This window comes from Vibrio ostreae, from assembly GCF_019226825.1.
GTDB lineage: Bacteria > Pseudomonadota > Gammaproteobacteria > Enterobacterales > Vibrionaceae > Vibrio > Vibrio ostreae.
The window spans coordinates 1450015-1474056 of the sequence record NZ_CP076643.1; the positions used below are offsets into that span (position 1 = coordinate 1450015).

Genomic DNA, 24042 nt, shown 5'->3' on the forward strand with positions numbered 1-24042 from the left:
TTAAGCGGTGGTTTAAGGTTAATATGGGCGCTTTATTTCCACCAGATAAGCATGGAACTCTATTTTGACCCTAAACGACATTCTTTCCTTACCTGAACTTGAAGGCCGCCTGCTGGGCGAAGCGAAAACCCGTGGTTTTGTCACCGCAATGGCCTCCGCGCCGAATATTCTGCCACCGGAAGAGTGGTTGCCATTTTTGTGGGGCGGCGAAGAGGTCGCACCGTTCAAAGATGCTGAACTGATGGAAAGCTATTTTCAAACTATCATCGATATGTGGAATCTGTATCGCGCGGCACTGCTGGAAGGCAGCTGGGCCTGGCCGGAAGGCTGTGAGCTGGACGAAGCTGAGATTGTAAATCAGGCTGCACGTGATTTGTGTGAAGGCGTTCTGCAAGGCTGGCAATTAACCCGTGACGACTGGGAAGTGCTGATGCCACAAGAGAGCCAGGACAACGCGCTGCTGGGTGGTGTCCTGCTGTCACTGAGCATGCTGTTCGATCCGGAAACCTCGCTGGCGACCTTGTCTGAGCAAGGTCTGGAAGGTCTCGACCAATTCGAAGAAATTTACCACGCCATTCCGGTCATGCTGTGCGGCCTGACCCAGCGTGGCGTGGCGCTGGCAGAACAAATGTAAGCTCCGGCCTAGCAGGCTATTTTGCGTTTTTGCTTTAAGACTGCGCATCATAGAAAAAGCCCGCTTCAACAAAAGCGGGCTTTATAATGTTTGCTGTCTAGATAATGTTTGCTGTCTGGCAGTCAGATGCCGCGCCAGATTGTGTCACGGCGATAACAAATCAAATCAGGCGTTGCCTTTGACTTGCATGTTGAGCTGCTCAGCAAAATCGAGCATGCGGTTCAGCGGGATCAGCGATTTCACTCGCAGCGCTTCATCAACAAAGATTTCGTGCTCTTCGCCGCCATCACGCAGTGCTTTCTCAATCGCTTTCAGGCCGTTCATCGCCATCCAGGGGCAATGAGCACAGCTGCGGCACGTCGCGCCGGCACCGGCGGTTGGGGCTTCAATCAGCTCTTTTTCCGGCACCATTTGCTGCATCTTGAAGAAGATGCCTTTATCGGTAGCAACGATCATTTTTTGCTGTGGCAGTGATTTGGCCGCCTTGATCAACTGGCTGGTTGAACCAACCGCGTCCGCCAGTTCGACCACACTGGATGGTGATTCAGGGTGAACCAGAATTGCCGCATCCGGATAGAGCGCTTTCATTTTTTTCAGCGCGTCAGCGGAGAACTCATCGTGCACCACGCACTCACCCTGCCACAACAGCATGTCAGCACCGGTTTTATCAGCGATGTAAGAACCCAGGTGACGATCCGGGCCCCAGATAATTTTTTTATCTTCGCCATCAAGATGCTCAACGATTTCCAGGGCGATGCTCGAGGTAACAACCCAGTCCGCACGCGCTTTCACTGCGGCTGAGGTGTTGGCATAAACCACAACGGTATGGTCAGGGTGCGCATCACAGAACTCGGTAAACTTGTCCGCCGGGCAACCCAGATCCAGTGAACACTCGGCATCAAGCGTCGGCATCAGGATCCGTTTTTCCGGAGTCAGGATTTTTGCCGACTCACCCATAAAACGCACACCGGCAATAATCAGTGTGCTGGCCGGGTGGCGGTTACCGAACTTAGCCATTTCCAGAGAATCACCGACGAAGCCGCCAGTCTCTTCCGCCAGAGCCTGAATTTCAGGGTCCGTGTAATAGTGGGCAATCAGCACAGCGTCTTTTTCTTGCAGCAGCTGTTTGATGCTCGCGATATAGGTCTGTTTTTCTTGATCTGTTAACGGGATCGGTTTTGGTGGGAACGGGTAAACCGTATCAATCTTATCCAGTATATGACTCATTGCTCTGCTCTACGCAACTTCCTTTAATCCGCGCATTGTACACTGTAACCTCAGCGATAGGCAAAAGTGATTCCGGCCTGGGTTGGCAATTCAGGCAATCAATAATTCACAAAATTCAGATAACAAAAAGGCCGCATACGCGGCCTTCGCAGAATCAACAAATCAGCATCACTTAAGATTTTCTTTGGCCAGGCTGGCCGAAGCGCTGTCGGGATATTCATCCACAACTTGCTGGTAATATTTGTTTGCCTGCTCTGCATTATTATTACGTTTGGCGATATCGCCCAGCTTCACCATCGCATCCGCACGTTTGTTTGAGTCTTTATAGGCTAGCACAGCGCCAAAGCTCTTCGCGGCGTCGGTGTCTTGCTTCTTGGCAAAGTAAAGTTGTCCCAACCAATAGTGCGTATTAGGCGCAAATGAGGAGTCAGGGTAGTCGCTCTGAAATTTTTTAAACGCGGCAATTGCGCCAGCATAATCACGCTTTTTCAAAATCAAATCGACGGCGTTCTGATAAGCGGCCTGTTCATCCGCATCGCTGCTGAACGTACCATCCACAAGTTCCTGTTGCGCGCTGTTAGCGGCGGCAGCAGGCGCTGGTCGGGATTTGATTTCACTACGAACTTTGTCGAGCTCAACAAACAGTTCACGCTGGCGCTGTTGCATCTGCTGCATATCGTAGTTATTACGTTCGATTTGACCGCGTAAATTGTTCATTTCCAGGGACATATCGTCCAATTGCTTTTGCATTTGCAACTGAACACGATTGCGGTTATCCAGCAGGCGCTCTAACCGTTGCACATCGCTTTCGGACGAAGCCGAACGAGTGGAGGAAAGTTGGCTACTGTTACTAAGGTCCGATACTGGAGCTGGTGCAGCGAACGAAGCGCTCGCTGCACTTGCCAGTAACGTAAGCGTGAATACGCGCTTTAAGTTACTGAACATGAGGTTCATCCTCGATTATTAGTACACTAGAACTGCACGGCGGTTCTTAGAGTATACTTCTTCGCTCTGGCCAAGAAGTAGTGGCTTCTCTTCACCGTAGCTTACGATAGAGATTTGCTCAGCCTGAACACCCAGCGCCTGCAGGTATTTAGATACAGCTTGTGCACGACGCTCGCCCAGTGCGATGTTGTACTCTGGCGTACCACGTTCATCAGCGTGACCTTCGATAGTCACCTTCATGCCTGGGTTTTTGCTCAGGTATGCTGCGTGTGCAGCCAGCATGTCTTCGTAGTCGCTCGCGATAGTTGCGTTGTCGAATGCGAAGTAAATAGTTTGAGTTTCACGCAGAGCCTGTTCTTTCAGCTCTTGCTCAGAAAGTTGTGCATTCTCATCCATTGGCGAAACAACCGTGGTGTCCATGTTGTTTGCTGAACCTGATGTAGTTTGGTTGGTTTCAGAACCAGCGGCGCCTGTTGCTTCGTCGCTTGAACTACATGCAGTCACTGCTAGAACAGGTAGCGCAATCAGTAGCCCTTTAAGAACTTTGTTAAGTTGCATCTTATTTTCCTTACTATGTAATAGTTAGTTGCTATAAAAACGGAGACCAAGCAGGAGCTCTTACGCGCCCGTTTGTTGCCGGTAATCTAGCTTTAAATCGTCCATCTATTGAAACCATCGACAATACGTTTGTTTTGTTATAGATAGAACTGTAAACGACCATGCCACCATTCGGTGCAATGCTTGGCGATTCATCCAACAGCGTCTTGGTCAGAATTTGTACCGAACCGGTCTCAAGATCTTGTTTTGCCAAATTGAAACCGGAATTGCTGCGATTCACCATAACCAGGAATCGACCATCCGGTGTAATTTGACCACCCAAGTTTTGACTACCTTGCCAAGTCAGACGTTTTGTCGAACCATCAGCCAAATTTACTTGATAAATCTGTGGTTTACCACCCCGATCCGAAGTAAATATCAATGACTGACCATTCGGATTCCAAAATGGTTCGGTATTGTTCGAACGACCATGCGTGACCTGAGTCAGCTTACGGGTCGCCAGATCCAGAGTATACACTTGCAGAGTTCCGGTTTTCGACAACACCAATGCCATGGTTTTACCATCCGGTGAGAATTTTGGTGCACCATTGTGACGTGGGTATGAAGTCAGTTTCTCACGCTTACCGGTATAGATGTTCATCATGAAGATTTCGGCCTGGCCGTTCTGGAAACTCACGTACGCCAGCGTCTTGCCGTCCGGTGACCAGGAAGGTGACATCAGCGGCTGTTTAGAACGCAGTACCAGGCGTTCGTTGTAGCCGTCGTAGTCTGCCACACGCAGCTGGTACGGGTAGTCATCCTTATCGTTGACAACCACGTAAGCAATACGGGTCAGAAACGCTCCACGCTCTCCGGTTAGCTCTTCGTAGACCAGATCAGAGATGCGGTGTGCGTATTCACGCATGCGCTGCGCCGGAACGGTCGCGACCTTGTTCAGCAGAACATGATCTTTAGACTCCACCAGGTTACCGTCTGCGCTTAAAGCGCGGCTCTGACCTTGGGTCAACTGGCCACGCACCACATCGACCAGCTGGTAGCGAATCACATAGTTACCTTCCGCATTTTGGCTGATGCTGCCGGTCAGCAGTGCGTCCACACCCAGACCACTCCAGGCATCAAATTTTACATCGCTCTCGGTGTATGGGGTTTGCGGCATTTTGTTGGTCGGAATCGGACTGAACTTACCACTGCGCTGTAAGTCAGAGGCAATCACACCCGAGACATCCTGAGGTAATCGATTGGCGCCTTCCCATTTGAACGGGACAATCGCGATTGGACGTGCTGAGTTGATACCATCGGTGATCACCAGCTCCAGTGCCGCATTGGCAAATTGTACGCTGCTCGTGACCACGAGCAGGCATCCTAATATTAGTCGCTTAAACACAAGCTTTTCCTTTTACTCTGGTACTACAGTTAAGTTAATGTTTTTCAGCTTTTCGATGATGTCAGCTTCATCTTTCTTCGGTAGCGGGAAAGTCCCTACCTGAGCGACAGCACGCTTGGTTGCAGAGCACAACCGACTATCGCCATCCAGAATTTTGAGTTCACCCACAATCGCGCCGGTCCCGGTCGGAATCAGACGCAGATTCACCTTACACTGCTTGCCCTTAAAGCTATCTTCCAACAACAAGTTCTGCTGGATAAGTTGAGTGTAGATGGCTCCCCAACGCTGTGCTTCACTGGTCACGTATTGTGAGCGAGCTGCAGAGTTACTTTGTGCTTCAGATTCCAGGCCGGAGAAAATATCATTCAAAGCCGCTTCCTGCTCTTTACGCTCACGTTCGGCACGCGCCGCCCGCTCTTTCTCCAGACGAGCCTTTTCAGCCGCTTCTTTCGCAGCCTTCTCTTTCGCGGCTTTCTCTTTCGCTAATCGTTCCTGCTCAGCTTTGGCGGCAGCAGCTTCACGCTCACGACGCGCTTTTTCTTCCGCTTCTTTTGCGGCTTTCTCACGCGCGATGCGCTCTTGTTCTGCTTTCGCTTCGGCGGCGGCTTTTGCTTCAGCAGCGGCTTTCGCTTTAGCGGCACGCTCTGCTTCGGCTTTGGCCGCAGCTTGTTCTTTGGCTTTGCGCTCAGCTTCTGCTTTTGCAGCACGTTCCTGCTCAGCTCGGGCTTTTTCGGCCGCTACTTTGCGTTCCTGTTCTTTCTGCTGGCGCTCTTTTTCAGCCTCACGGGCCGCTTTCGCTTCGTTGGCTTGCTGCTCTTTCAGTTGGCGAATTCGTTCTTCTTCCGCTTTGCGGCTTTTTTCCAGTTGTTCGCTTTCACGGCGCAATTTGTCCAGGCGCTCCTGCTCCTGTTTTGCTGCCGCTTCACGCTGGTTGCGGATCTGCTGCGCCTGCTGTTTGACCAGATTTGGGTCAATCACCACAGCTTCAACCATGTTGCCACTCGGCTCAGGTTTGGACATATTGAAATCAGTGCCCCACAGCAGCGCCGCGACTAATGCCGCATGTAATGCAACCGAAACAACCAGCGGTTTCTTGAAATCGTTGTTTTTCGATTTGTTCTCTTTCATGGGCAGTCTGTGGCCTATTCCTTGATATCCGTCAGCAAGCCCACTTTCGGGATACCTGCCTGACTCAATTCATCCAGCACCAGGACCACATCCGCGTACGGCGTCGCCCGATCACCACCGACCGCAACCGGTGAATTCGGATTGATGGAGCGTTCCGCCTTGATGCGCACAATGACATCCTGCAGCGACAAACCACGTTGCACATCTTCATCGTTCACGCTCAGGCCAAGATTGCCGTCTTTATCAATTTCAACAATGATAAAGCTGGCATCGCTGTCACCAGCGAGTTCCGAGGCCGGCTTGGCGGTGGAAGTTTTTGGCAGTTCAACGTCGACACCCTGGGTAATAAAAGGCGATGTGACCATAAAAATGATTAACAGTACCAACATCACATCGATATAGGGCACGACGTTAATCTCAGCCGTCATCTTCCGTTTTTTCGGTTGATAACCTGCCATCGCTTATTCCTTACCTGCCATCGCCTGACGGTGCAAGATGCTGTGAAACTCTTCCGAGAACGTGGCGTAACCGTGTTCCAGTTTGCCGACTTTGTTACTCAGGCGGTTGTAGGCCATCACCGCGGGAATCGCAGCAAACAGTCCCATTGCCGTCGCGATCAACGCCTCAGCAATACCCGGTGCAACCATCGCCAGCGTCGCCTGCTTCACTTCGCCCAGTGCGATAAACGCATGCATGATGCCCCATACAGTACCGAACAGGCCGATATACGGGCTGATCGAGCCAACCGTCGCCAGAAACGGCAAGCTGGTTTCCAGTTCGTCCACTTCACGCGCAACGGCAACACGCATCGCGCGGCCGGTGCCTTCCATAACATAATCAGGGTGAGCTGCGTTGGTTTTACGCAGGCGGGCAAATTCGGTGAAACCTGAATAGAAAATCTCTTCGGTTCCGAACAGTTCATCACGACGCTTTTTGACATCCTGGTACAGTACCGACAAATCACTGCCAGACCAGAATTTATCTTCAAATGCTTCCGCGCTGCGGGTAGCCTGTGCAAGCACCTTACTGCGTTTGATGATCATGGCCCATGACACAATCGACATTCCCAAAAGGATAAGCATCACCACTTTCACCAGGAAACTGGCCTGCAAAAATAGGTCGAGGATTGAAATATCAGCAGTCACTATGGGTTAACTCCAAAATAATTGATTGAGGCATCGCCTTGGGTTTCATCTTCTCATTGTCGATACATGCTACCTTAACTATTGCTTTACACAATAGTTGCCCTTCAGGATTGACCAGCTCTTGACAGAAGGTCAGAGAGGCCTTTTTTAAGTCAGCAATTGAGGTTACGACGGTCAGTTGATCGTCAAGACGTGCGCCTTGCTTAAAGTCGATCTCAGCATGTCGGACAACAAAACCTACCCTTTGTTCCAGCAAAACCTGCTGTGACACGCCGATGGCGCGCAGCATTTCGGTTCGGGCACGTTCAAAAAATTTGAGGTAATTGGAATGGTACACCACGCCGCCGGCGTCGGTATCTTCATAATAAATGGTAATGGGCCAGTGAAATACTTGCATAATGGGCGTATACCGAGTCACTCGATGTTTGATCAATAGGTTACTATAACGCATCTGATCGCGGTTAGTACAAGGGCCTGAACCAGATTTAGCGGCTCAGGACTAAAATTTCACGGACAATTGCTAAAAAAATAAGCGCTGACTCAGAGAGAAAGCGCTTATTCAGATAAATCATCAACAATATGCCTGTATCAGCTGAGACGTAAACCCAGCAGATACAGCAAAATCGGCAGTGAAATGTAAGGGCTGAACACTAACTGCCAAATCCAGCTGCGCGGTTTAAAGCCAACACCGAACACCATGCTGGAGCACACGGCCCATATCAGCAACGGGGCGACAAAAGCGTTAAAACCACCAATACTGCTGCTGTACGCCGCCGGATCCCACATCACCATAGCAACGTGATAGAAACCCAGTACCAGGGACAAAACCTTAATTAACGTCTTGTCCACCGGGGCGTGCAGATTGGCCAGTTGTGTCGACCAGTTACTCACTGTCTTTGTCCATCATCTCTGAATGCTCTAACCAAAGAGCGTTGATGATGCCGAACGCGCAGGCAAGCAATACACCCAGAATCCACGCAAAATACCACATAAGTCAGGCTCCTTAGTACAGTGAGTTTTTGTTTTCTTCGATGAATTTGTCATCCAGGCGACCGAACATCTTGTAGTAACACCAAGTGGTGTAACCCAAAATGATAGGTACCATGACAAACGCAACACCAGTCATCAGGTTCAGCGTCATCTCACTTGAAGTCGCATCCCACATGGTCAGGCTATGGCTTGGCTCCAGGCTGGAAGGCATCACAAACGGGAACATCGCCAGGCCGGCCGTGAAGATCACGCCAGCGTTACCCAGGCTGGACGCCAGGAATGCAAGGCCGCCTTTCTCAACTCGGGAAGCAATCACGGCCAGCAGCGGCATCACTACGCCCAGCACCGGAGCCGCCCACAGCAGTGGGTACTGCTCAAAGTTATGCATCCAGGCACCAGCTTCCCGCACCACTTCTTTGCTGAGTGGATTCGACGGGCCAGCCGTATCGATCACGCTGGTGATCACATAGCCTTCAATGCCCTGCACCCAGAAACCGGCCGCAACAAACAGAATCACCGTCAGCAGACCCATCGCCTGTGCCACATTGCGGGCACGGACATGCACGGCGTCAGTGGTTTTCATCTGTAGCCAGGTCGCGCCCTGCATCAGGATCATCGCCAGGCTGACCAGACCACACAACAGTGCAAACGGATTCAGCAAGCCAAAGAATGAACCATGGTACGACGGCATAGAGAACTCATTGAGCTGGAACGGTACGCCTTGCAGCAAGTTACCAAAGGCCACACCAAAAATGATTGGCGGTACAAAGCCACTGATCGAGATACAAATATCCCACACCTGACGCCATTTAGCGTCTTCCAGTTTAGAACGGTAGTCCAGACCAATCGGGCGCAGCCAAAGCGCAGCCAGAGTCACGATCATCGCCAGGTAAAAACCTGAGAATGACGTCGCATATACCAGCGGCCATGCAGCAAACAGCGCACCACCGGCGGTGATAAGCCATACCTGGTTGCCGTCCCAGTGCGGTGCGATTGAGTTGATCATCACACGGCGTTCATTGTCGTTTTTACCGATCACAGGGAGCAGTGCGCCGACACCCATGTCAAAACCATCGGTAATGGCGAAGCCAACCAGTAACACACCAATCAGCACCCACCAGATAAATCGTAGGATTTCGTAATCAAACATAATCTTATCTCCCTGCCTTACGCTTCGACTTGACGGCTAACTTTGTCTTCGACACTGTTACCAGCCTGCTCGAAGTGGTAGCGACCTGTTTTCAGGCTGCTTGGACCTTTACGCGCAAATTTCACCATCAGGTACACTTCTGCAATCAGGAACACAGTGTACAGTGCCACAATCGCAATCAGTGATGTCCACAGCTCTGCCGCACTTAATGCAGAAGCAGCAACATGAACCGGCAAAATTTCACCCACCGCCCAAGGCTGGCGACCAAACTCAGCCACAAACCAACCCGTCTCGATTGCGATCCATGGTAGTGGAATACTGAATAGCGCCGCTTTGAGGACCCAGCTCTTCTGTGTGATCTTCTGACGACAGGTCTGTACGAACGCAGCGCCAAACACCAACAGCATAATAAAGCCACAGGCAACCATGATACGGAATGACCAGAATAGCGGCCATACTGTAGGAATCGAGTCGTCAGCAGCAGCCTGAATTTGCTCTTCTGAAGCATCGGTCACCTTGTCGGTGTAACGTTTCAGCAGCAGACCGTAGCCCAGATCTTCTTTCACTTCATCGAATGCCGCGACGTTTTCTGGTGTTTTATTACCAGCGCGCAGTTGCTCAAGTAGTTCGTAAGCGTACATACCGTTACGAATACGATCGACGTGCTCTTCACGCAGGTCACGCAGTCCCGTCACCGGTGTATCAATAGAGCGTGTGGCAATAATCCCCATCAGGTAAGGAATTTTGATTGCATAATCAGTGTGCATATCTTCCTGATTCGGCAAACCAAACAGGGTAAATGCCGCCGGAGCTGGCTCGGTGTGCCATTCGGCTTCAATCGCAGCCAGTTTCACTTTCTGAACTTCACCGACTTCGTATCCGGATTCATCACCCAGTACGATAACCGACAGCACTGAAGCCATACCGAATGACGCGGCAATAGCAAATGAACGACGGGCGAAGGCAATGTCACGGCCTTTCAACAGGTAGTATGCGCTGATGCCTAAAATGAACATAGCACCTGTTGTGTAGCCGGCTGCAACGGTGTGAACGAATTTAACCTGGGCAACCGGGTTAAACACCACTTCCGCAAAGCTGACCATTTCCATACGCATGGTTTCAAAGTTGAAGTTCGCACCCACCGGGTTTTGCATCCAGCCGTTGGCGATAAGGATCCATAGCGCAGAGAAGTTAGAGCCGAGAGCCACCAGCCAGGTCACGGCTAAGTGCTGGCGTTTTGACAGGCGATCCCAACCAAAGAAGAACAAACCAACAAATGTCGATTCAAGGAAGAATGCAACCAAAGCTTCGATCGCCAGAGGAGCACCGAAGATGTCGCCTACATAGTGAGAATAGTATGACCAGTTGGTACCAAACTGAAACTCCATGGTCAGGCCGGTAGCCACACCCAGAGCAAAGTTAATACCGAACAGCTTACCCCAGAACTTGGTCATGTCCTTATAGATTTGCTTATCGGTCATTACATACAAAGACTCCATGATGGCCAGCAGGAACGCCATGCCAAGAGTCAGTGGAACGAACAAGAAGTGATACATCGCGGTCATTGCGAACTGCAATCGCGACAGATCAACTACGTCAATCATGGTAACTCCTTTGTGTCGGCTGAGTGACACTTTCGACATAATACAAACGTAAGTTCGCCTGATTAACCCACACGATGATTGGTTAATACCTCGTCATGTTTGTTGGTTAATCAGCGCAACTTGTTGCAATTATGTACCATTGTGGTTAGTTAATTGTTTAAGCATCAGCTAATATAGCTGCAGTGATACTACTGCCAAAAACGTCTTGTTTCAAAAGGTTTATGGGCGGAAATCGCCTTGATATAAATCAATTTTTACTTCTCAAAACTGTACATAAATCACACAAAATGATGCAGATCAATGAAAGGCAAAATATCTTGTTAGGAATAGGTAAAATACGCCCTTGGTTCCACGAATCTGAAAACAAAGGGTTAACAACTACCCCCAAATAACTAACCCCTACTCATTAAGGGAAAATACCAAAATGTGATCTAGATCCACACATTGACGTTCTTAGTCTTTAGTAAACTTAATTGTAACCTTATTTTTCCAAGCCGAAATGCAGGTAAGCCCGGTCTGTCGCAATCCGTCCGCGCGGCGTACGCTGCAGATAACCCTGCTGGATCAAAAACGGCTCCAACACATCTTCAATGGTATCTTTTTCTTCACCGATGGCCGCTGCCAGGTTATCCAGCCCGACCGGTCCACCGCTGAACTTTTCCATGATCGCCAAAAGCAGTTTACGGTCCATATAGTCAAAGCCCTGATGGTCTACATCCAGCATATTCAACGCTTTATCGGCGATGTCGGCACTAATGTGACCATCACTTTTCACTTCCGCGTAATCTCGCACCCGGCGCAGCAAACGGTTAGCAATTCGCGGCGTACCACGCGCACGGCGTGCTACCTCAAGCGCGCCTTCGGCGTCCATGGATAAACCCAGGCAATCGGCACTGCGCTGCACAATGTGCTGCAAATCTTCGATCTTGTAGTACTCAAGGCGCTGGACAATACCAAAGCGGTCACGCAGCGGTGAGGTCAGCGAACCGGCTCGCGTGGTGGCGCCGATCAAGGTAAACGGCGGCAAATCAATTTTAATCGAACGTGCCGCGGGTCCCTCACCGATCATAATATCCAGTTGATAGTCTTCCATCGCCGGATACAACACTTCTTCCACCATCGGGCTAAGACGATGAATCTCGTCGATGAACAGCACATCGTTCTCTTCCAGGTTGGTCAGCAGCGCTGCCAGATCACCGGCCTTTTCCAGCACCGGACCGGATGTGGTGCGAATATTGACTTCCATCTCGTTGGCGACAATGTTGGCCAGCGTGGTCTTCCCCAGTCCGGGAGGACCAAATATCAGCAAATGGTCGAGCGCTTCACTACGACGCTGCGCAGCCTGGATAAAAATATCCATCTGATCACGCACGTGATCCTGACCTCGGTAGTCAGCCAGTTTCTTAGGGCGAATCGCGCGGTCGATAACTTCTTCATCTTTAAATGAAGGGTTGCTCGGAGCAATTAGGCGATCGGCTTCAATCATTACAGAGTTCCTGTCGGCACACAGATGATGACTTTGACCATCATCTCAGTAAAAGTTAACAGACGTCGAAACAGAAAGCGGCCCTTCCAGCCGCTTTCTGTTTCACTCAGTCTTCTGGCTACACCATAGATTTTAGTGCTTCTCTGATCAGCTGTTCACTGCTCATCTCTGGTTTCGCTACCTGAGAGACCGCCTTCGAGGCTTGTGCCGGTTTGTAACCCAACGCCAGCAGCGCGCTCACCGCTTCTTCCTCGGCGCTCTGGTCTGCAATACCAGACACAGAATCTAACGGTGCGGCATCGGTTGCCGGAGTAAACAGGTCACCCGCGCCCCATCCTTTAAGGCGATCTTTCATTTCGACCACCAAACGTTCGGCGGTCTTTTTACCTACGCCAGGCAGTTTGACCAAGGTTGAAATATCTTCCCGTTCAACACAGGCGACAAACTGACTGGCTGTCATGCCAGACAGGATCGCCAGCCCCATTTTCGGGCCGACGCCATTCGCTTTTATCACTTCACGAAACAGTGCTCGTTCATTGACAGTATTGAATCCATACAGAAGTTGTGCATCTTCCCGAACGACAAAATGGGTATAAATCACGACCTCGGTTCCAACATTGTCGAGCTCGTAAAAGCAGCTCATTGGCATTTGAACTTCATAACCGATGCCACCGACATCAATCAATACTTGAGGAGGTTGTTTTTCTATCAGGGTGCCACGAAGACGTCCAATCACAGGGAAAATCCTTGGTTTTTTATCAGTACGAATGGCAAAGATGATAATCAATAACTGGATGGATAGCCAGTGAAAGATAGGTAACCGGCGCTGGGGACGCCGGCTTTATCAAGGCTGGAAACGAGAGTTAACGGTATCGGCCGCGTCGGGCACTGGTCGCATGTCCGGCCAGTGCCACCAGGGTTTTATTGGTGTTGGCATGACAAATTGCCACCCCAAGCGCATCCGCGGCATCGGCCTGCGGCTTAGCCGGCAACTTGAGCATCTGCTGCACCATGTGCTGGACCTGCGCTTTGTCGGCGCCACCAGTTCCCACCACCGCCTGTTTAATCAGACGGGCTGCGTATTCAAACACCGGCAATTCGGCATTCACGGCAGCCACAATCGCACTGCCGCGCGCCTGGCCGAGTTTGAGCGCTGAATCGGCGTTCTTGGCCATAAACACCTGTTCAATGGCAAATACATCCGGCTGAAACTGAGTGATGATCTCGCTTACGCCAGCATAAATCTGCTTGAGACGCAGCGGCAGCTCTTTTTCCGACATTCGAATACAACCACTGCCGAGATAGTGCAGATGCCGTCCTTGCTGACGAATCACACCGTAACCCGTGATGCGTGAACCCGGGTCAATGCCCAGAATAATCGACATATTGTCTTCCTGTCCTAAAGCGATAGCGTTGCGGCAATCTCATCAGAGATATCACCGTTATGATAGACTTCCTGCACGTCATCGAGATCTTCCAGCGCATCAATAAGGCGCAGCAATTTAGGGGCTGTGTTCTCATCGAGTTCAGATTTGGTTGCAGGAACCAGGGCCACTTCAGCATTGTCGGCGGCAAAACCGGCCTCATCCAGTGCGTCTTTCACCGCGCCAAACTCGTCCGGTGTGGTATACACATCAATCGCACCGTCTGCTGCGGTGTCGATGTCTTCTGCACCGCTCTCCAGCGCCACTTCCATCACCTCATCTTCTTCCAGACCCGGTTGATAAGAGATGACGCCTTTCTTGTTGAACAGGTAATTGACGCTCCCGTCAGTCCCCAGGTTTCCGCCCGCTTTAGAAAAAGCATGCCGAACACCAGACACGGTGCGGTTGCGGTTGTCGGTCAGACATTCGACCATTACCGCCGTGCCGCCCGGACCATAACCTTCATAAATGACGGTTTCCATTCCTTCATCACCTTCACCGCCAGCGCCACGCGCGACCGCTCGGTTGATAGTGTCACGGGTCATGTTGTTGGAGAGCGCTTTGTCTATCGCTGCACGCAAGCGCGGGTTATTTTCGACCTCTGCACCGCCCTCTTTGGCTGATACCACAATTTCGCGGATCAGCTTAGTGAAAATTTTACCGCGTTTGGCGTCTTGCGCCGCTTTGCGATGTCGGATGTTTGCCCACTTACTGTGACCTGCCATAGGATTTCCTTACTGCTTGGTGTCATGACTGGTGACGTTTGTGCGTGCTCGCAATCGTTGTCACAATGTTGTTGGTTGAGAGTTGTACGGATGAGTGCCATTGCACTGCCCCGCACAAGCTTGAAGACTTTACCGGCTGCAACCAGAGAGCCCGGTAAATACGATGATTGATGACTGAATCGTTATGATAATCACTGTATCGTTTTAGTGATAGCGGAAGCGTTCTAATGATAACCAATCGGCTGACTGTAATTCACCCGGCACTATTCACCTGGAACTATTCGCCCGGAACTAAAAGCAAAAGTGGGCGATAACGCCCACTTTATACAGCTGTTACTTACGACGCCAGGTCGTACCGTCCGGACCATCTTCAAGGACGATGCCCAGCTCGTTGAGTTTATCTCGTGCCATATCCGCGTTCGCCCAATCTTTGGCAGCGCGCGAATCGTTACGCAACTTGATCAGAGCTTCAATTTCAGCCACTTCATCATCACTGCCTGCATCACCCTGCAGGAAGGCTTCAGGATCCTGATACAGAATGCCGATAACATCAGCCAGTTCACGCATCAGTGCACCCAGAGCGCTGGCTTTATCCATATCTTCGGTTTTAAGGCGGTTAACTTCACGCGCCATATCAAACAGCACTGAGTACGCTTCCGGAGTATTGAAATCATCGTTCATAGCGCTGGTAAAGCGGCTGAGGTATTCCTCACCACCGGCCGCCGCAACCGTCATGTCCAGACCACGCAGCGCTGTGTACAGGCGTTCCAGTGAAGCACGAGACTGATTGAGGTTCTCTTCACTGTAGTTAAGCTGACTGCGGTAGTGACCGGACATCAGGAAGTAACGTACCGTTTCAGCATCGTAATGTTTCAGAACATCACGGATGGTGAAGAAGTTGCCCAGTGATTTAGACATCTTCTCACGGTCCACCATTACCATGCCGCTGTGCATCCAGGTATTAACATACTGAGTGCCGTGCGCGCAGCAAGACTGGGCGATTTCGTTCTCATGGTGCGGGAACTGCAGATCAGAACCGCCGCCGTGGATATCAAAGTGATTACCCAGAATCGACGAGTTCATCGCTGAACATTCGATATGCCATCCCGGACGACCCGGGCCCCAAGGCGATTCCCAGGTTGGCTCACCCGGTTTGGACATTTTCCACAGTACGAAATCCAGCGGGCTGCGCTTCGCGGTTTCGATGTCAACACGGGCACCGGCTTGCAGCTGATCCAGATCCTGTTTTGACAGTTTACCGTACTGATCAAACTTGTTGACTTCAAACATCACGTCGCCGTTGTCGGCAACATAAGCGAAACCACGTTCAATCAAACGTTCAACCAGAGCAATGATCTCTTCGATGTAAGCCGTTGCGCGCGGCTCAACATCCGGGCGTTTGATGTTCAGTGCATCAAAGTCTGCGTACATTTCCTCGATCAGGCGCTCTGTGAGCGAATCACAGGATTCCTGATTTTCCGCCGCACGCTTGATGATTTTGTCGTCGATGTCGGTAATGTTACGCACGAAGGTCAGGTCGTAACCCAGGTAACGCAGGTAACGGGACACCACGTCGAATGAGACGAAGGTACGGCCGTGCCCGATATGACAGAGATCGTATATTGTGACTCCACACACGTACATGCCAACTTTACCGGCAGTGATGGGTTTGAATTCCTCTTTCTGTCTCGTGAGTGTGTTATAAATCTTCAACATGATCGCTATCTAATTACCGTTAAAACCAAAATAGTGCCACAGTATAACAACTCTGTTATCGTCTGGTCATCCATTTGATGTTTTGAATGGACAAAAAGTTAGGCTAAAATCGCCTATTCACACAAAACAAGCAAAGGTAATGCACATGATCACCCTTCACACAAACTTTGGTGACATTAAAATTCAACTGAACGAGGAAAAAGCGCCGGAAACCAGCGCAAACTTTCTGCAATACTGCCGTGACGGTTTCTACGACAACACTCTGTTCCACCGTGTTATCGATGGCTTTATGGTTCAGGGCGGCGGCATGACGTCTGGTCTGCGTGAAAAGCCAACTCGTGCACCGATTCGCAACGAAGCGAATAACGGCCTGAGCAACAAAGTTGGTACGCTGGCAATGGCGCGTACCATGGAACCGCACTCTGCAAGTTCTCAGTTCTTCATCAACGTAAACAACAACACTTTCCTGGATTTCCGCTCAGAAAGCCTGGATGGCTGGGGTTACTGTGTATTTGGTGAAGTGGTTGAAGGCATGGACGTGGTTAACCAAATCAAAGGTGTAAGCACCGGTTCTTACGGCATGCACCAGGACGTACCACTGGATGAAGTGGTCATTACTGGCACCACCATCGAAGAATAATCGACACAGGAGCGCCGCCAGCGGCGCTCCGAATCAAACTCTATGCATACTTTATTTATTTCAGATCTCCACCTGACCCCCCATCGCCCGGACATTACCGGTTGTTTCTTTCAGTTTATGCGTAACGAAGCCGTCAATGCCGATGCGCTTTACGTGCTGGGAGACCTGTTTGATTTTTGGATTGGTGATGATGACCCGACCGACTTTGCCAACCAAATCAGGCAGGAATTCAAACGTCTGACTCAACATGGCGTACCCTGTTATTTTATCCACGGTAATCGTGATTTTCTGGTCGGCCGTCGCTTCGCCAGACAAACAGGCGTCACCTTACTTGACGAAGAAGCCACCATCGATCTTTATGGTACCAAAGCCGTTATTCTGCATGGCGACACGTTATGTACTCACGATGTGCGCTATTTGGCATTTCGGGAAAAAGTCCATCAGCCCTGGCTACAGTGGCTGTTTAACCGCTTACCTTATTGGGTTAAAAAGCGTATTGTGGCGAAAATTCAGACAGACATCCGCAGTGATAAAAGTCAGAAAGCGATGGAGATTATGGATGTGACTCCAGACGAGGTTATCCGCGTGATGGAGCGCCATCAGGTAAACCTGATGATTCATGGTCATACTCACCGTCCGGCCATTCATCAGTTAAGTGATGACCCGCAAAAAACCAGGATCGTTTTAGGCGACTGGTACACACAGGGCTCAGTATTGGTCTATTCTGACAGTGGTTATTCACTGGGAAATCGGTTATTCACTCAGCAATCGTCGCTCTAATCGCCAGCGCCTCAACATCGTTTCTGGCCTCAATCGTTTCTGGCCTCAATCGTTTCTGAAGTTTGTCGCCGCTGGCACGATTTTATTGCATGATATTATTGCAGTAGTAGCACGTTATTATATTCTGCCTGGATTAAGTTCAACCTAGTTTCGACAACGTCAATTTTTGGGGTAAATGCTGCCTTGGCCAATTCATATATCGCACGTCAGCCTATTCTGGATAGCAACAGAAAAACCATTGGTTACGAACTGCTGTTTCGTGATGGGCCTAAGAATACGTTTCCGGAGATCGATCCGGATTTAGCCACCAGCCGACTGCTGTCAGATCACTTTCTTTCCACCCATTACAGTACCCTGGGTAAGCATCTCGGCTTTGTTAATTTTCCTTATCAAAGCCTGATCAACTTAGTGCCGACGCTGTTCCCAACCAATAGCCTGGTGGTCGAAGTGCTGGAAGATTGCCTTCCGACTCCAGAGCTTTTAGAAGCGGTGCGCAAGATGGCACGCATGGGCTACAAAATTGCCTTGGATGATTTTGTCCCCAGCGTGGAATGGAAAGCCTTTTTGCCCTACGTTTCTATCATCAAGTTCGATATCCGGATTGTTCCGATCGAAAAGGCCAGACAATTCATCTATAAACTGCGTGAGTCCAAGATTGTGTTTCTGGCAGAGAAAGTTGAAACTTATCAGGAATTTGAGCAAGCAAAAGCGGCAGGGTTCAGCTACTTCCAAGGCTATTTTTTCAGTAAACCCGAAGTGTTACAGCGCAAAGCATTAGAACCTGCGTTCTGGACCATGGTTCAGTTGTGTAAAGAAGTCGCCAGTGAGGAGATTGACTACAAGAAGCTTGAGTCGTTGATCGTTCAGGACGTCACCCTGTCTTATAAACTGCTTGCTCTGGTGAACTCCTCATCCGTGGTCAGCTCTAAAATTCAGTCTTTTAAACAGGCACTGGTTTATCTGGGTGAAGAGCGACTACGCAAGTTTGTCTCACTGGTGGCTATCGCATCCACTCAATCAGACAAACCGGATTATCTGTATGGCTTGTCCATTCAGCGCGCTCGTTACTGCGAGCAGCTCTACGCCACGCTTAACAAGAATGGCGAAACCGGTAACGCTTTTCTGACCGGAATGTTCTCCCTACTCGACAGCCTGCTGGATCAAACCCTCGAGTCAATCGTCAGCGAGATCCCGCTCGAAGCTCAAGTCAAAGAGGCGCTATTGGAAGAGAAAGGCGTGTTAGGCACGATACTGGCACTGACCAAAGCGTATGAACAGGCACAATGGCAGAAGGTGTCGGAACTTGCCAGCCAACTCGGCATCGCCGATGCAGAACTGAGTGCCTGTTACGACGATGCCGTAAAATGGACTGCGGACTTGCTCAATATCAGTCCAGAATAACCCCTACGACTGATGACCAAACACCAATTCTCGACATGCGCACAGGTAGCTCATACACTGTGCGTCATTATTTTGTTACGTCAGAGAGTAGAACATGACTCAATGTTACTGCGGCAGTCACAGCAGTTACGCTGATTGTTGCCAGCCGATCCATCAGGATCACAGTCAGGCAAACACGCCGGAGCAGTTAATGCGATCCCGTTATAGCGCCCATGTCCTCGGCCTGGTCGATTTTGTTGTCGCCACTTACCACCCAAGTTGTGAAGCCGAGTCAGAACGTGAGGCTATCGCCCGGTCGATTGATAGTGACTGGCAGAAACTGGAAGTGATCAGTGCCGATCCGGGTAGCCATACCGATGAGGGGTTTGTTCACTTCAAAGCCTATTTTAGCGATGACAGCCAAAGCTATTGCCTGGAGGAGCGTTCGCGCTTTATCCGTGAAAACGGCCTGTGGTTTTATATCGACGGCGAATTTCCGCAACAAAAGCCAAACATAAAAGCAGGCCGTAATGATCCTTGCCCGTGTGGCAGCGGTAAAAAATTTAAAAAGTGCTGCGGCTAACCTCAGACGATAATAAAGACTGCACCAGAACAACAAAGGGCCGGATAATCCGGCCCTTTGTCTATCAATCTTATCAGTCTTATTCCTGATCGATCATCCACTTGCGGAATGCTTTACGCTCTTCTTTAGATGCCTGCAGGTAAAGTCGCTGCAGACCGCCCAGCACACTACCTTGTGGTGCAGGCTGCGTATCTACGATCTGGGTGCTTATTGCCGCTGCAGGACGCGCAGAAGCCGCTTGCGGAGCTGCCGCCATGTTGGCTGCAGGATTCGCGATGGTGACGTAAGTCAGGCCTACGGCCGCTTTACCACCTTTTTTGTTGTAGCTCTCGACTTCATCGCTGAAGTTCTGGCCTAACACAAACCCTTTAGGCGAGATTTTATCACTAACAGTCTTGATCGCTTGATTTGTTTCGATATCAACAAGCGCCCAGTTGAAGTCATTGATGCCTTCTTCAGCCTCTCGCGCGTTACGATAGTCTGGTACCCGAAATGTAAGTTTCTTATCTGACGCCTCAAACTTGAAAATGATTAACTCGCTGTAAACTTTCTTCGCTTTATCTCGTTTAACAAAGTTCTGCGAATAACGAAACGCGATCTGATTGAGGCCATCCGGTAATTCAACACTACGGTTCGCATCGAAAATGCTACCCTGAATTTCCGGTTTTTCCATGTTAACCACGTGCAAGTCTATTTCTTCCGGAATATTGACCGTAACCGCAGCATGCGCTACACCCGACAACATCAAACTTACTACGAATGCACTACCTATATTTTTCAAAGAAGAAATAGCCACGTTTTTGTCTCCTACTAAAAAGCCCAGCTTTGCTGGGCTTTATATTAACAGTAACCGATTGAATTACCAGTATACGCGAGCACCTAGTGCTAGCTTGTTCGCATCATCTTTGCCTTCTTGAGACTTGAAGTTGTACTCAGCGTAAACACGAGCCCATTTAGCAAAAATGTGGTCAACACCTAAAATAATGTTTTGGGTTTCATCAGTATCACCATCGAAATCCCAGTACTGGTAGTTACCGTATACAGACGTTTTCTCTACAACTTCAAATTTTGCACCCAGGTGGAAGCTGTTAGATTCAACTTTAAAATCCTGATCGTTTGCGTCTGCTTTGTTGTATGCGTAAGTCAGACCGATAACACCTGAACCAATGTAGTACTCAGCGGTTGCTTCAACATACGTTGCGTCGTAATCATTAGAAACATTCTTGATACCTGAAAGGTCAGGATCTGTCTCTGCGCCAGTTTTATCAGACATGAATGCACCACCAACGTGCACTGCCAAGTCGCCAAACGCAGTACCTACGTATGCTTCACCCATTTCTGGATTGCTGTCGTTTTCTGGCAGATTGTATTGCGCTTTTAACCACGCAGCGTCAGAGCTGATCTGATAATTGATTGAACTACTTTGATAGAAGTTATCACCAAAACCTTCACTTGCGTATGGACCCATGTCGTAGTTGTAGGCATAGATCGCACCATAAATATCATCATATAGAGGATTATGCTGACCAAAAGTCACTGTGCCGTATGAATCGTTTGAGAAACCGATGTAGTGAGTACGCAGGTCGCCACCTTCAACGGCCATCTCGACGTTGCCTAAAACAGCTAGATCTTGAGCCGCTTGATAAGACAGGTTTACCCCCCAACGAGAACTGCTTTTGTCAATTTTAGCATCGTCGTCACCGTCTACGTCAGAGAACTCAACGTATTCACGTAGCTGACCGTAGAAGTCAACAGTTGCGTCGTCAGTTTTGTATACTTCAGCTGCATTCGCTGAACCGGCTGCTGCCATAACAGCAAGCGCTAGTAGCGTCTTTTTCATATTAATCCACTGCCTTTTCTTAGATGGGAAGTCCGTTTCGATTCCCTATTGTTTTTATTGATGATGGTTGCATGACTCTGCGTTCACTTACCATCGCCACTAAGTTCGAGGTTTAGATTGCAAAAGATAATGCTGGCTGTCAAATGGCTTATAAAAATTTTATAAAAATCAAAAAAATAAATACAAATCAATAATTTAAAGATAAAGCACATCTAAAAAAGGCCAATTTATAAGCAAAAAACTAAGAAAGTCTAAATGTTAAATGCTTTAACATTGCAGAATTTAAAACCAAGAGGTGCGGATTATAGAGCCTTACACAGAATAATATACATGCAACTATCCTTTTTTGGGGTTTTATATTTTTCATATTTCAAATTAAATTTAAGTGTATGAAGGTTCAGTTTTTTTTTGTGAACGGGATCTAGATTTAATGTAAAAGCATTCAATTTCGTGAACTACTTATCGCTTAGCAAAGTGTGCTAACATCCCGCTCCCGATATGCAGGTCCCGTTATGCTCACAACAAAAATTCAAAAATCGATCAAAACCAGCTACCAAAACCTCCAAAGTCAGCTGGACAATTTCGTCCCGCGACGCGCTCAAAATTTTCTGGTGGCGGAAATTGCCAAAACATTATGTGGCAATTATCACAAATCGACCCGAATGCTGGTTGCTGAAGCCGGGACCGGGATTGGCAAATCGCTCTCGTATCTGATGGGCGTGATTCCTGTCGCGGTGAACAACAACCGCAAAGTGGTGATTTCCACCGCGACAGTGGCACTGCAAGAACAGCTGATAAACAAAGATTTGCCTCTGTTTCGCCGCATCACAGACCAAAATTTCTGTTTTATTCTGGCCAAAGGTCGTCAACGTTACTGCTGTGCGGAAAAACTGGCCGTGGCGAGCGGAGCCGATGGCGGTCAGATGGCGATGTTTGAATCCAAGCCATCGCAAAACGACATCGAAACGCTGCAGGAGCTCTACAGCCAGCTTTCACAAGGCAAATGGGACGGTGACCGGGATTCATGGCCAGATACCCTGTCTGACGCGATTTGGAGCACTATTGTCAGTGACAAGCACAGCTGCAACGGCAGCTTTAGTGCCCACCGTCAGTGTCCGTTCCAGAAAGCGCGCTCAGAACTGGATAAAACCGATGTCATTATTGCCAACCATAGCCTGGTAATGGCTGATGCCGATCTCGGCGGCGGAGTGATCTTGCCTGAGCCGGAAAACACGATTTACGTGTTTGACGAAGCCCACCACCTTCCTCACGTAGCACGCGAGCACGCTTCTGCAGCCGCAACCATGAAAGGTGCCGCTTCCTGGCTGGAAAAACTCAATCAAACGCTGACCAAATTTGCCGGTCTGGCAGACGAGAAACGCGTGGCCCGCTTTCGTAATGAAACCCAGGTCGCCTTACAGCACCTGATTCCGACCCTGACCCAGATGCCCAAACAATTTGACCCGATGGCCTTTGAAGAGAAACGCTATCGGTTTGAGCACGGCGATTTACCAGCCTGGCTGGAAGAGGAATCAAAAGAGCTCAAGCGTCAGAGCCAGAAAGCCAATCAGGCGGTGGCTAAAATTGCCGATTTGATTGCCGAACGGGTCAAAGAAGGTGAACTGGCTTCACGCCTGGCAGAACCTGCCCTGGCCGAACTTGGGTTTTATATTCAGCGCCTGGAAAATCTGGCTCAGGTATGGCATTTAATGGCGGAACCAAAACGTGAAAAAGGCGCTCCCCTCGCCCGTTGGCTGGAATTAAGCCCGGAACGCGAGGGGGACTACGTGGTCAACGTATCCCCGTTAGAGATTGGCTGGCAACTGGATCAACAGATCTGGAGCCGCTGTGTTGGCGCAGTCCTGGTATCGGCCACCATGCGCGCACTCAATTCATTCAGTTTTTTCTGCCGTCAGGCCGGCATCAGTGATAGAGCAGAAGATGGCGTGCAATTTCTCGCTTTAGCCTCGCCGTTTGATTATCAGAATCAGGCAGAGCTGCTGATACCAGCGATGAAATATGAACCGCAGGCTCCGGAGTACACCCGTTATCTGGCCGATAAAATCGACACTTACATCGAAGATGGCAAAGCCAATCTGGTGCTTTTCGCCTCTTACTGGCAGATGAAAGAAGTCGCGGAGATTGTTTCCAAGTTATTCATCAAAAAAGGCTGGGCTCTGCAAGTTCAGGGTGAAAAATCGAGGAAAGAAATTCTCAATAAACATAAAAACCTGGTCGAAAAAGGTAAAACCAGCGTGCTTTTTGGCACCGGAAGTTTCTCAGAAGGCCTTGATCTCCCGGGGGAATTACTGGAAAACCTGATTATCACCAAGATTCCGTTTGCGGTACCAACCTCGCCGGTAGAACAAGCGCACGCAGAATACATCCAGAACCGCGGCGGTAACCCGTTTTTACAGATTACGGTGCCGGAAGCGAGTAAAAAGCTGATTCAGTCCGTGGGGCGTTTGCTGCGTAAGGAGCGCGATTGCGGTAGAGTGGTGCTACTCGACCGCCGCATCGTTTCCAAGCGATACGGTAAGTCTCTGCTCGACTCTTTGCCGCCGTTTAAACGTAAAATAGAATATTGATCGGTTCGGATTCATACAGACACAGTACAATGGTGGGTTACCCTTGTCGGACGCCAGATGTGAACGCATTACGTACTTTTAACGCATAACGCACCTTGAACGCAAAACCTACCTG

The 24042-nt window shown here is 49.6% G+C and carries 25 protein-coding genes; 6 read left to right on the forward strand and 19 right to left on the reverse strand.

Features of this window, described 5'->3' with window-relative positions; genetic code table 11:
* Positions 1 to 64: 64 nt before the first annotated feature.
* A complete protein-coding gene (locus KNV97_RS12655; protein ID WP_136484176.1) occupies positions 65 to 634 on the forward strand; it encodes a UPF0149 family protein in 570 nt (189 codons plus the stop codon).
* Positions 635 to 799: 165 nt separating this feature from the next.
* Here the strand turns inward: KNV97_RS12655 and nadA are convergent, their stop codons facing one another.
* The 17 genes from nadA to cysS all read right to left on the reverse strand — a co-directional run bounded on the left by nadA (position 800) and on the right by cysS (position 16116).
* Positions 800 to 1861: a quinolinate synthase NadA gene (nadA, locus tag KNV97_RS12660; protein WP_136484177.1), complete on the reverse strand. Its 1062-nt coding sequence runs from the start codon at positions 1859 to 1861 to the stop codon at positions 800 to 802.
* 168 nt (positions 1862 to 2029) lie between these two features.
* A complete protein-coding gene (ybgF, locus tag KNV97_RS12665; RefSeq protein ID WP_136484397.1) occupies positions 2030 to 2806 on the reverse strand; it encodes a tol-pal system protein YbgF in 777 nt (258 codons plus the stop codon).
* Positions 2807 to 2824: 18 nt separating this feature from the next.
* Positions 2825 to 3364, reverse strand: a complete 540-nt coding sequence (gene pal, locus KNV97_RS12670; protein ID WP_136484178.1) for a peptidoglycan-associated lipoprotein Pal — start codon at positions 3362 to 3364, stop codon at positions 2825 to 2827.
* Between the two features lie 31 nt (positions 3365 to 3395).
* Entirely contained in the window at positions 3396 to 4748 is a 1353-nt protein-coding gene (gene tolB, locus KNV97_RS12675; RefSeq protein WP_136484179.1) for a Tol-Pal system beta propeller repeat protein TolB, read from the reverse strand.
* Positions 4749 to 4760: 12 nt separating this feature from the next.
* Complete coding sequence (gene tolA / locus KNV97_RS12680) at positions 4761 to 5876, reverse strand: cell envelope integrity protein TolA (protein WP_218563275.1); 1116 nt, start codon at positions 5874 to 5876, stop codon at positions 4761 to 4763.
* Positions 5877 to 5890: 14 nt separating this feature from the next.
* Positions 5891 to 6334 carry a protein TolR gene (gene tolR / locus KNV97_RS12685; RefSeq protein WP_136484181.1) on the reverse strand — a complete coding sequence of 148 codons (444 nt, stop codon included), beginning with the start codon at positions 6332 to 6334 and terminating at the stop codon, positions 5891 to 5893.
* Between the two features lie 3 nt (positions 6335 to 6337).
* On the reverse strand, positions 6338 to 7021 hold the full coding sequence (gene tolQ / locus KNV97_RS12690; protein ID WP_136484182.1) for a protein TolQ: 684 nt from the start codon (positions 7019 to 7021) through the stop codon (positions 6338 to 6340).
* Positions 7011 to 7418 carry a tol-pal system-associated acyl-CoA thioesterase gene (gene ybgC / locus KNV97_RS12695; RefSeq protein WP_136484183.1) on the reverse strand — a complete coding sequence of 136 codons (408 nt, stop codon included), beginning with the start codon at positions 7416 to 7418 and terminating at the stop codon, positions 7011 to 7013. The genes tolQ and ybgC overlap by 11 nt, the downstream gene beginning before the upstream one ends.
* Before the next feature lie 191 nt (positions 7419 to 7609).
* Complete coding sequence (ybgE, locus tag KNV97_RS12700; protein ID WP_136484184.1) at positions 7610 to 7912, reverse strand: cyd operon protein YbgE; 303 nt, start codon at positions 7910 to 7912, stop codon at positions 7610 to 7612.
* Positions 7905 to 8012, reverse strand: a complete 108-nt coding sequence (gene cydX, locus KNV97_RS12705) for a cytochrome bd-I oxidase subunit CydX (protein WP_000270284.1) — start codon at positions 8010 to 8012, stop codon at positions 7905 to 7907. Before cydX ends, ybgE begins: the two co-directional genes overlap by 8 nt.
* Before the next feature lie 12 nt (positions 8013 to 8024).
* Positions 8025 to 9161 (reverse strand): cytochrome d ubiquinol oxidase subunit II, encoded by a 1137-nt coding sequence (gene cydB, locus KNV97_RS12710; RefSeq protein WP_136484185.1) that lies wholly within the window; start codon positions 9159 to 9161, stop codon positions 8025 to 8027.
* A 17-nt stretch (positions 9162 to 9178) separates the two neighbouring features.
* Positions 9179 to 10765: a cytochrome ubiquinol oxidase subunit I gene (gene cydA, locus KNV97_RS12715; RefSeq protein ID WP_168796985.1), complete on the reverse strand. Its 1587-nt coding sequence runs from the start codon at positions 10763 to 10765 to the stop codon at positions 9179 to 9181.
* 481 nt (positions 10766 to 11246) lie between these two features.
* Positions 11247 to 12251: a Holliday junction branch migration DNA helicase RuvB gene (ruvB, locus tag KNV97_RS12720; protein ID WP_136484187.1), complete on the reverse strand. Its 1005-nt coding sequence runs from the start codon at positions 12249 to 12251 to the stop codon at positions 11247 to 11249.
* 118 nt (positions 12252 to 12369) lie between these two features.
* Entirely contained in the window at positions 12370 to 12987 is a 618-nt protein-coding gene (gene ruvA / locus KNV97_RS12725; RefSeq protein ID WP_136484188.1) for a Holliday junction branch migration protein RuvA, read from the reverse strand.
* A 127-nt stretch (positions 12988 to 13114) separates the two neighbouring features.
* Entirely contained in the window at positions 13115 to 13636 is a 522-nt protein-coding gene (gene ruvC, locus KNV97_RS12730) for a crossover junction endodeoxyribonuclease RuvC (RefSeq protein WP_136484189.1), read from the reverse strand.
* 14 nt (positions 13637 to 13650) lie between these two features.
* Positions 13651 to 14400: a YebC/PmpR family DNA-binding transcriptional regulator gene (locus KNV97_RS12735; protein WP_218563276.1), complete on the reverse strand. Its 750-nt coding sequence runs from the start codon at positions 14398 to 14400 to the stop codon at positions 13651 to 13653.
* Positions 14401 to 14733: 333 nt separating this feature from the next.
* Positions 14734 to 16116, reverse strand: coding sequence for a cysteine--tRNA ligase (cysS, locus tag KNV97_RS12740; protein ID WP_136484191.1), 1383 nt, complete (start codon positions 16114 to 16116; stop codon positions 14734 to 14736).
* Between the two features lie 145 nt (positions 16117 to 16261).
* Between cysS and KNV97_RS12745 the strand changes: the two genes are divergently transcribed.
* From KNV97_RS12745 to KNV97_RS12760, 4 genes are all read left to right on the forward strand, one after another.
* Positions 16262 to 16756: a peptidylprolyl isomerase gene (locus KNV97_RS12745; RefSeq protein ID WP_136484192.1), complete on the forward strand. Its 495-nt coding sequence runs from the start codon at positions 16262 to 16264 to the stop codon at positions 16754 to 16756.
* Between the two features lie 42 nt (positions 16757 to 16798).
* Positions 16799 to 17536 (forward strand): UDP-2,3-diacylglucosamine diphosphatase, encoded by a 738-nt coding sequence (gene lpxH, locus KNV97_RS12750; protein ID WP_218563277.1) that lies wholly within the window; start codon positions 16799 to 16801, stop codon positions 17534 to 17536.
* Positions 17537 to 17719: 183 nt separating this feature from the next.
* Positions 17720 to 18937 carry an EAL and HDOD domain-containing protein gene (locus KNV97_RS12755; protein WP_218563278.1) on the forward strand — a complete coding sequence of 406 codons (1218 nt, stop codon included), beginning with the start codon at positions 17720 to 17722 and terminating at the stop codon, positions 18935 to 18937.
* A 94-nt stretch (positions 18938 to 19031) separates the two neighbouring features.
* Positions 19032 to 19499, forward strand: a complete 468-nt coding sequence (locus KNV97_RS12760; protein ID WP_218563279.1) for a YchJ family protein — start codon at positions 19032 to 19034, stop codon at positions 19497 to 19499.
* A gap of 79 nt (positions 19500 to 19578) precedes the next feature.
* On the opposite strand, the gene KNV97_RS12765 is transcribed toward KNV97_RS12760, so the two are convergent.
* The gene (locus KNV97_RS12765) at positions 19579 to 20295 is read right to left on the reverse strand and encodes a DUF2057 family protein (RefSeq protein ID WP_218563280.1); all 717 of its coding nucleotides are present in this window, start codon (positions 20293 to 20295) and stop codon (positions 19579 to 19581) included.
* Between the two features lie 63 nt (positions 20296 to 20358).
* Positions 20359 to 21339 (reverse strand): porin, encoded by a 981-nt coding sequence (locus tag KNV97_RS12770; RefSeq protein ID WP_218563281.1) that lies wholly within the window; start codon positions 21337 to 21339, stop codon positions 20359 to 20361.
* Between the two features lie 512 nt (positions 21340 to 21851).
* Between KNV97_RS12770 and dinG the strand changes: the two genes are divergently transcribed.
* Positions 21852 to 23927, forward strand: a complete 2076-nt coding sequence (gene dinG / locus KNV97_RS12775; protein WP_218563282.1) for an ATP-dependent DNA helicase DinG — start codon at positions 21852 to 21854, stop codon at positions 23925 to 23927.
* Positions 23928 to 24042: the final 115 nt, after the last annotated feature.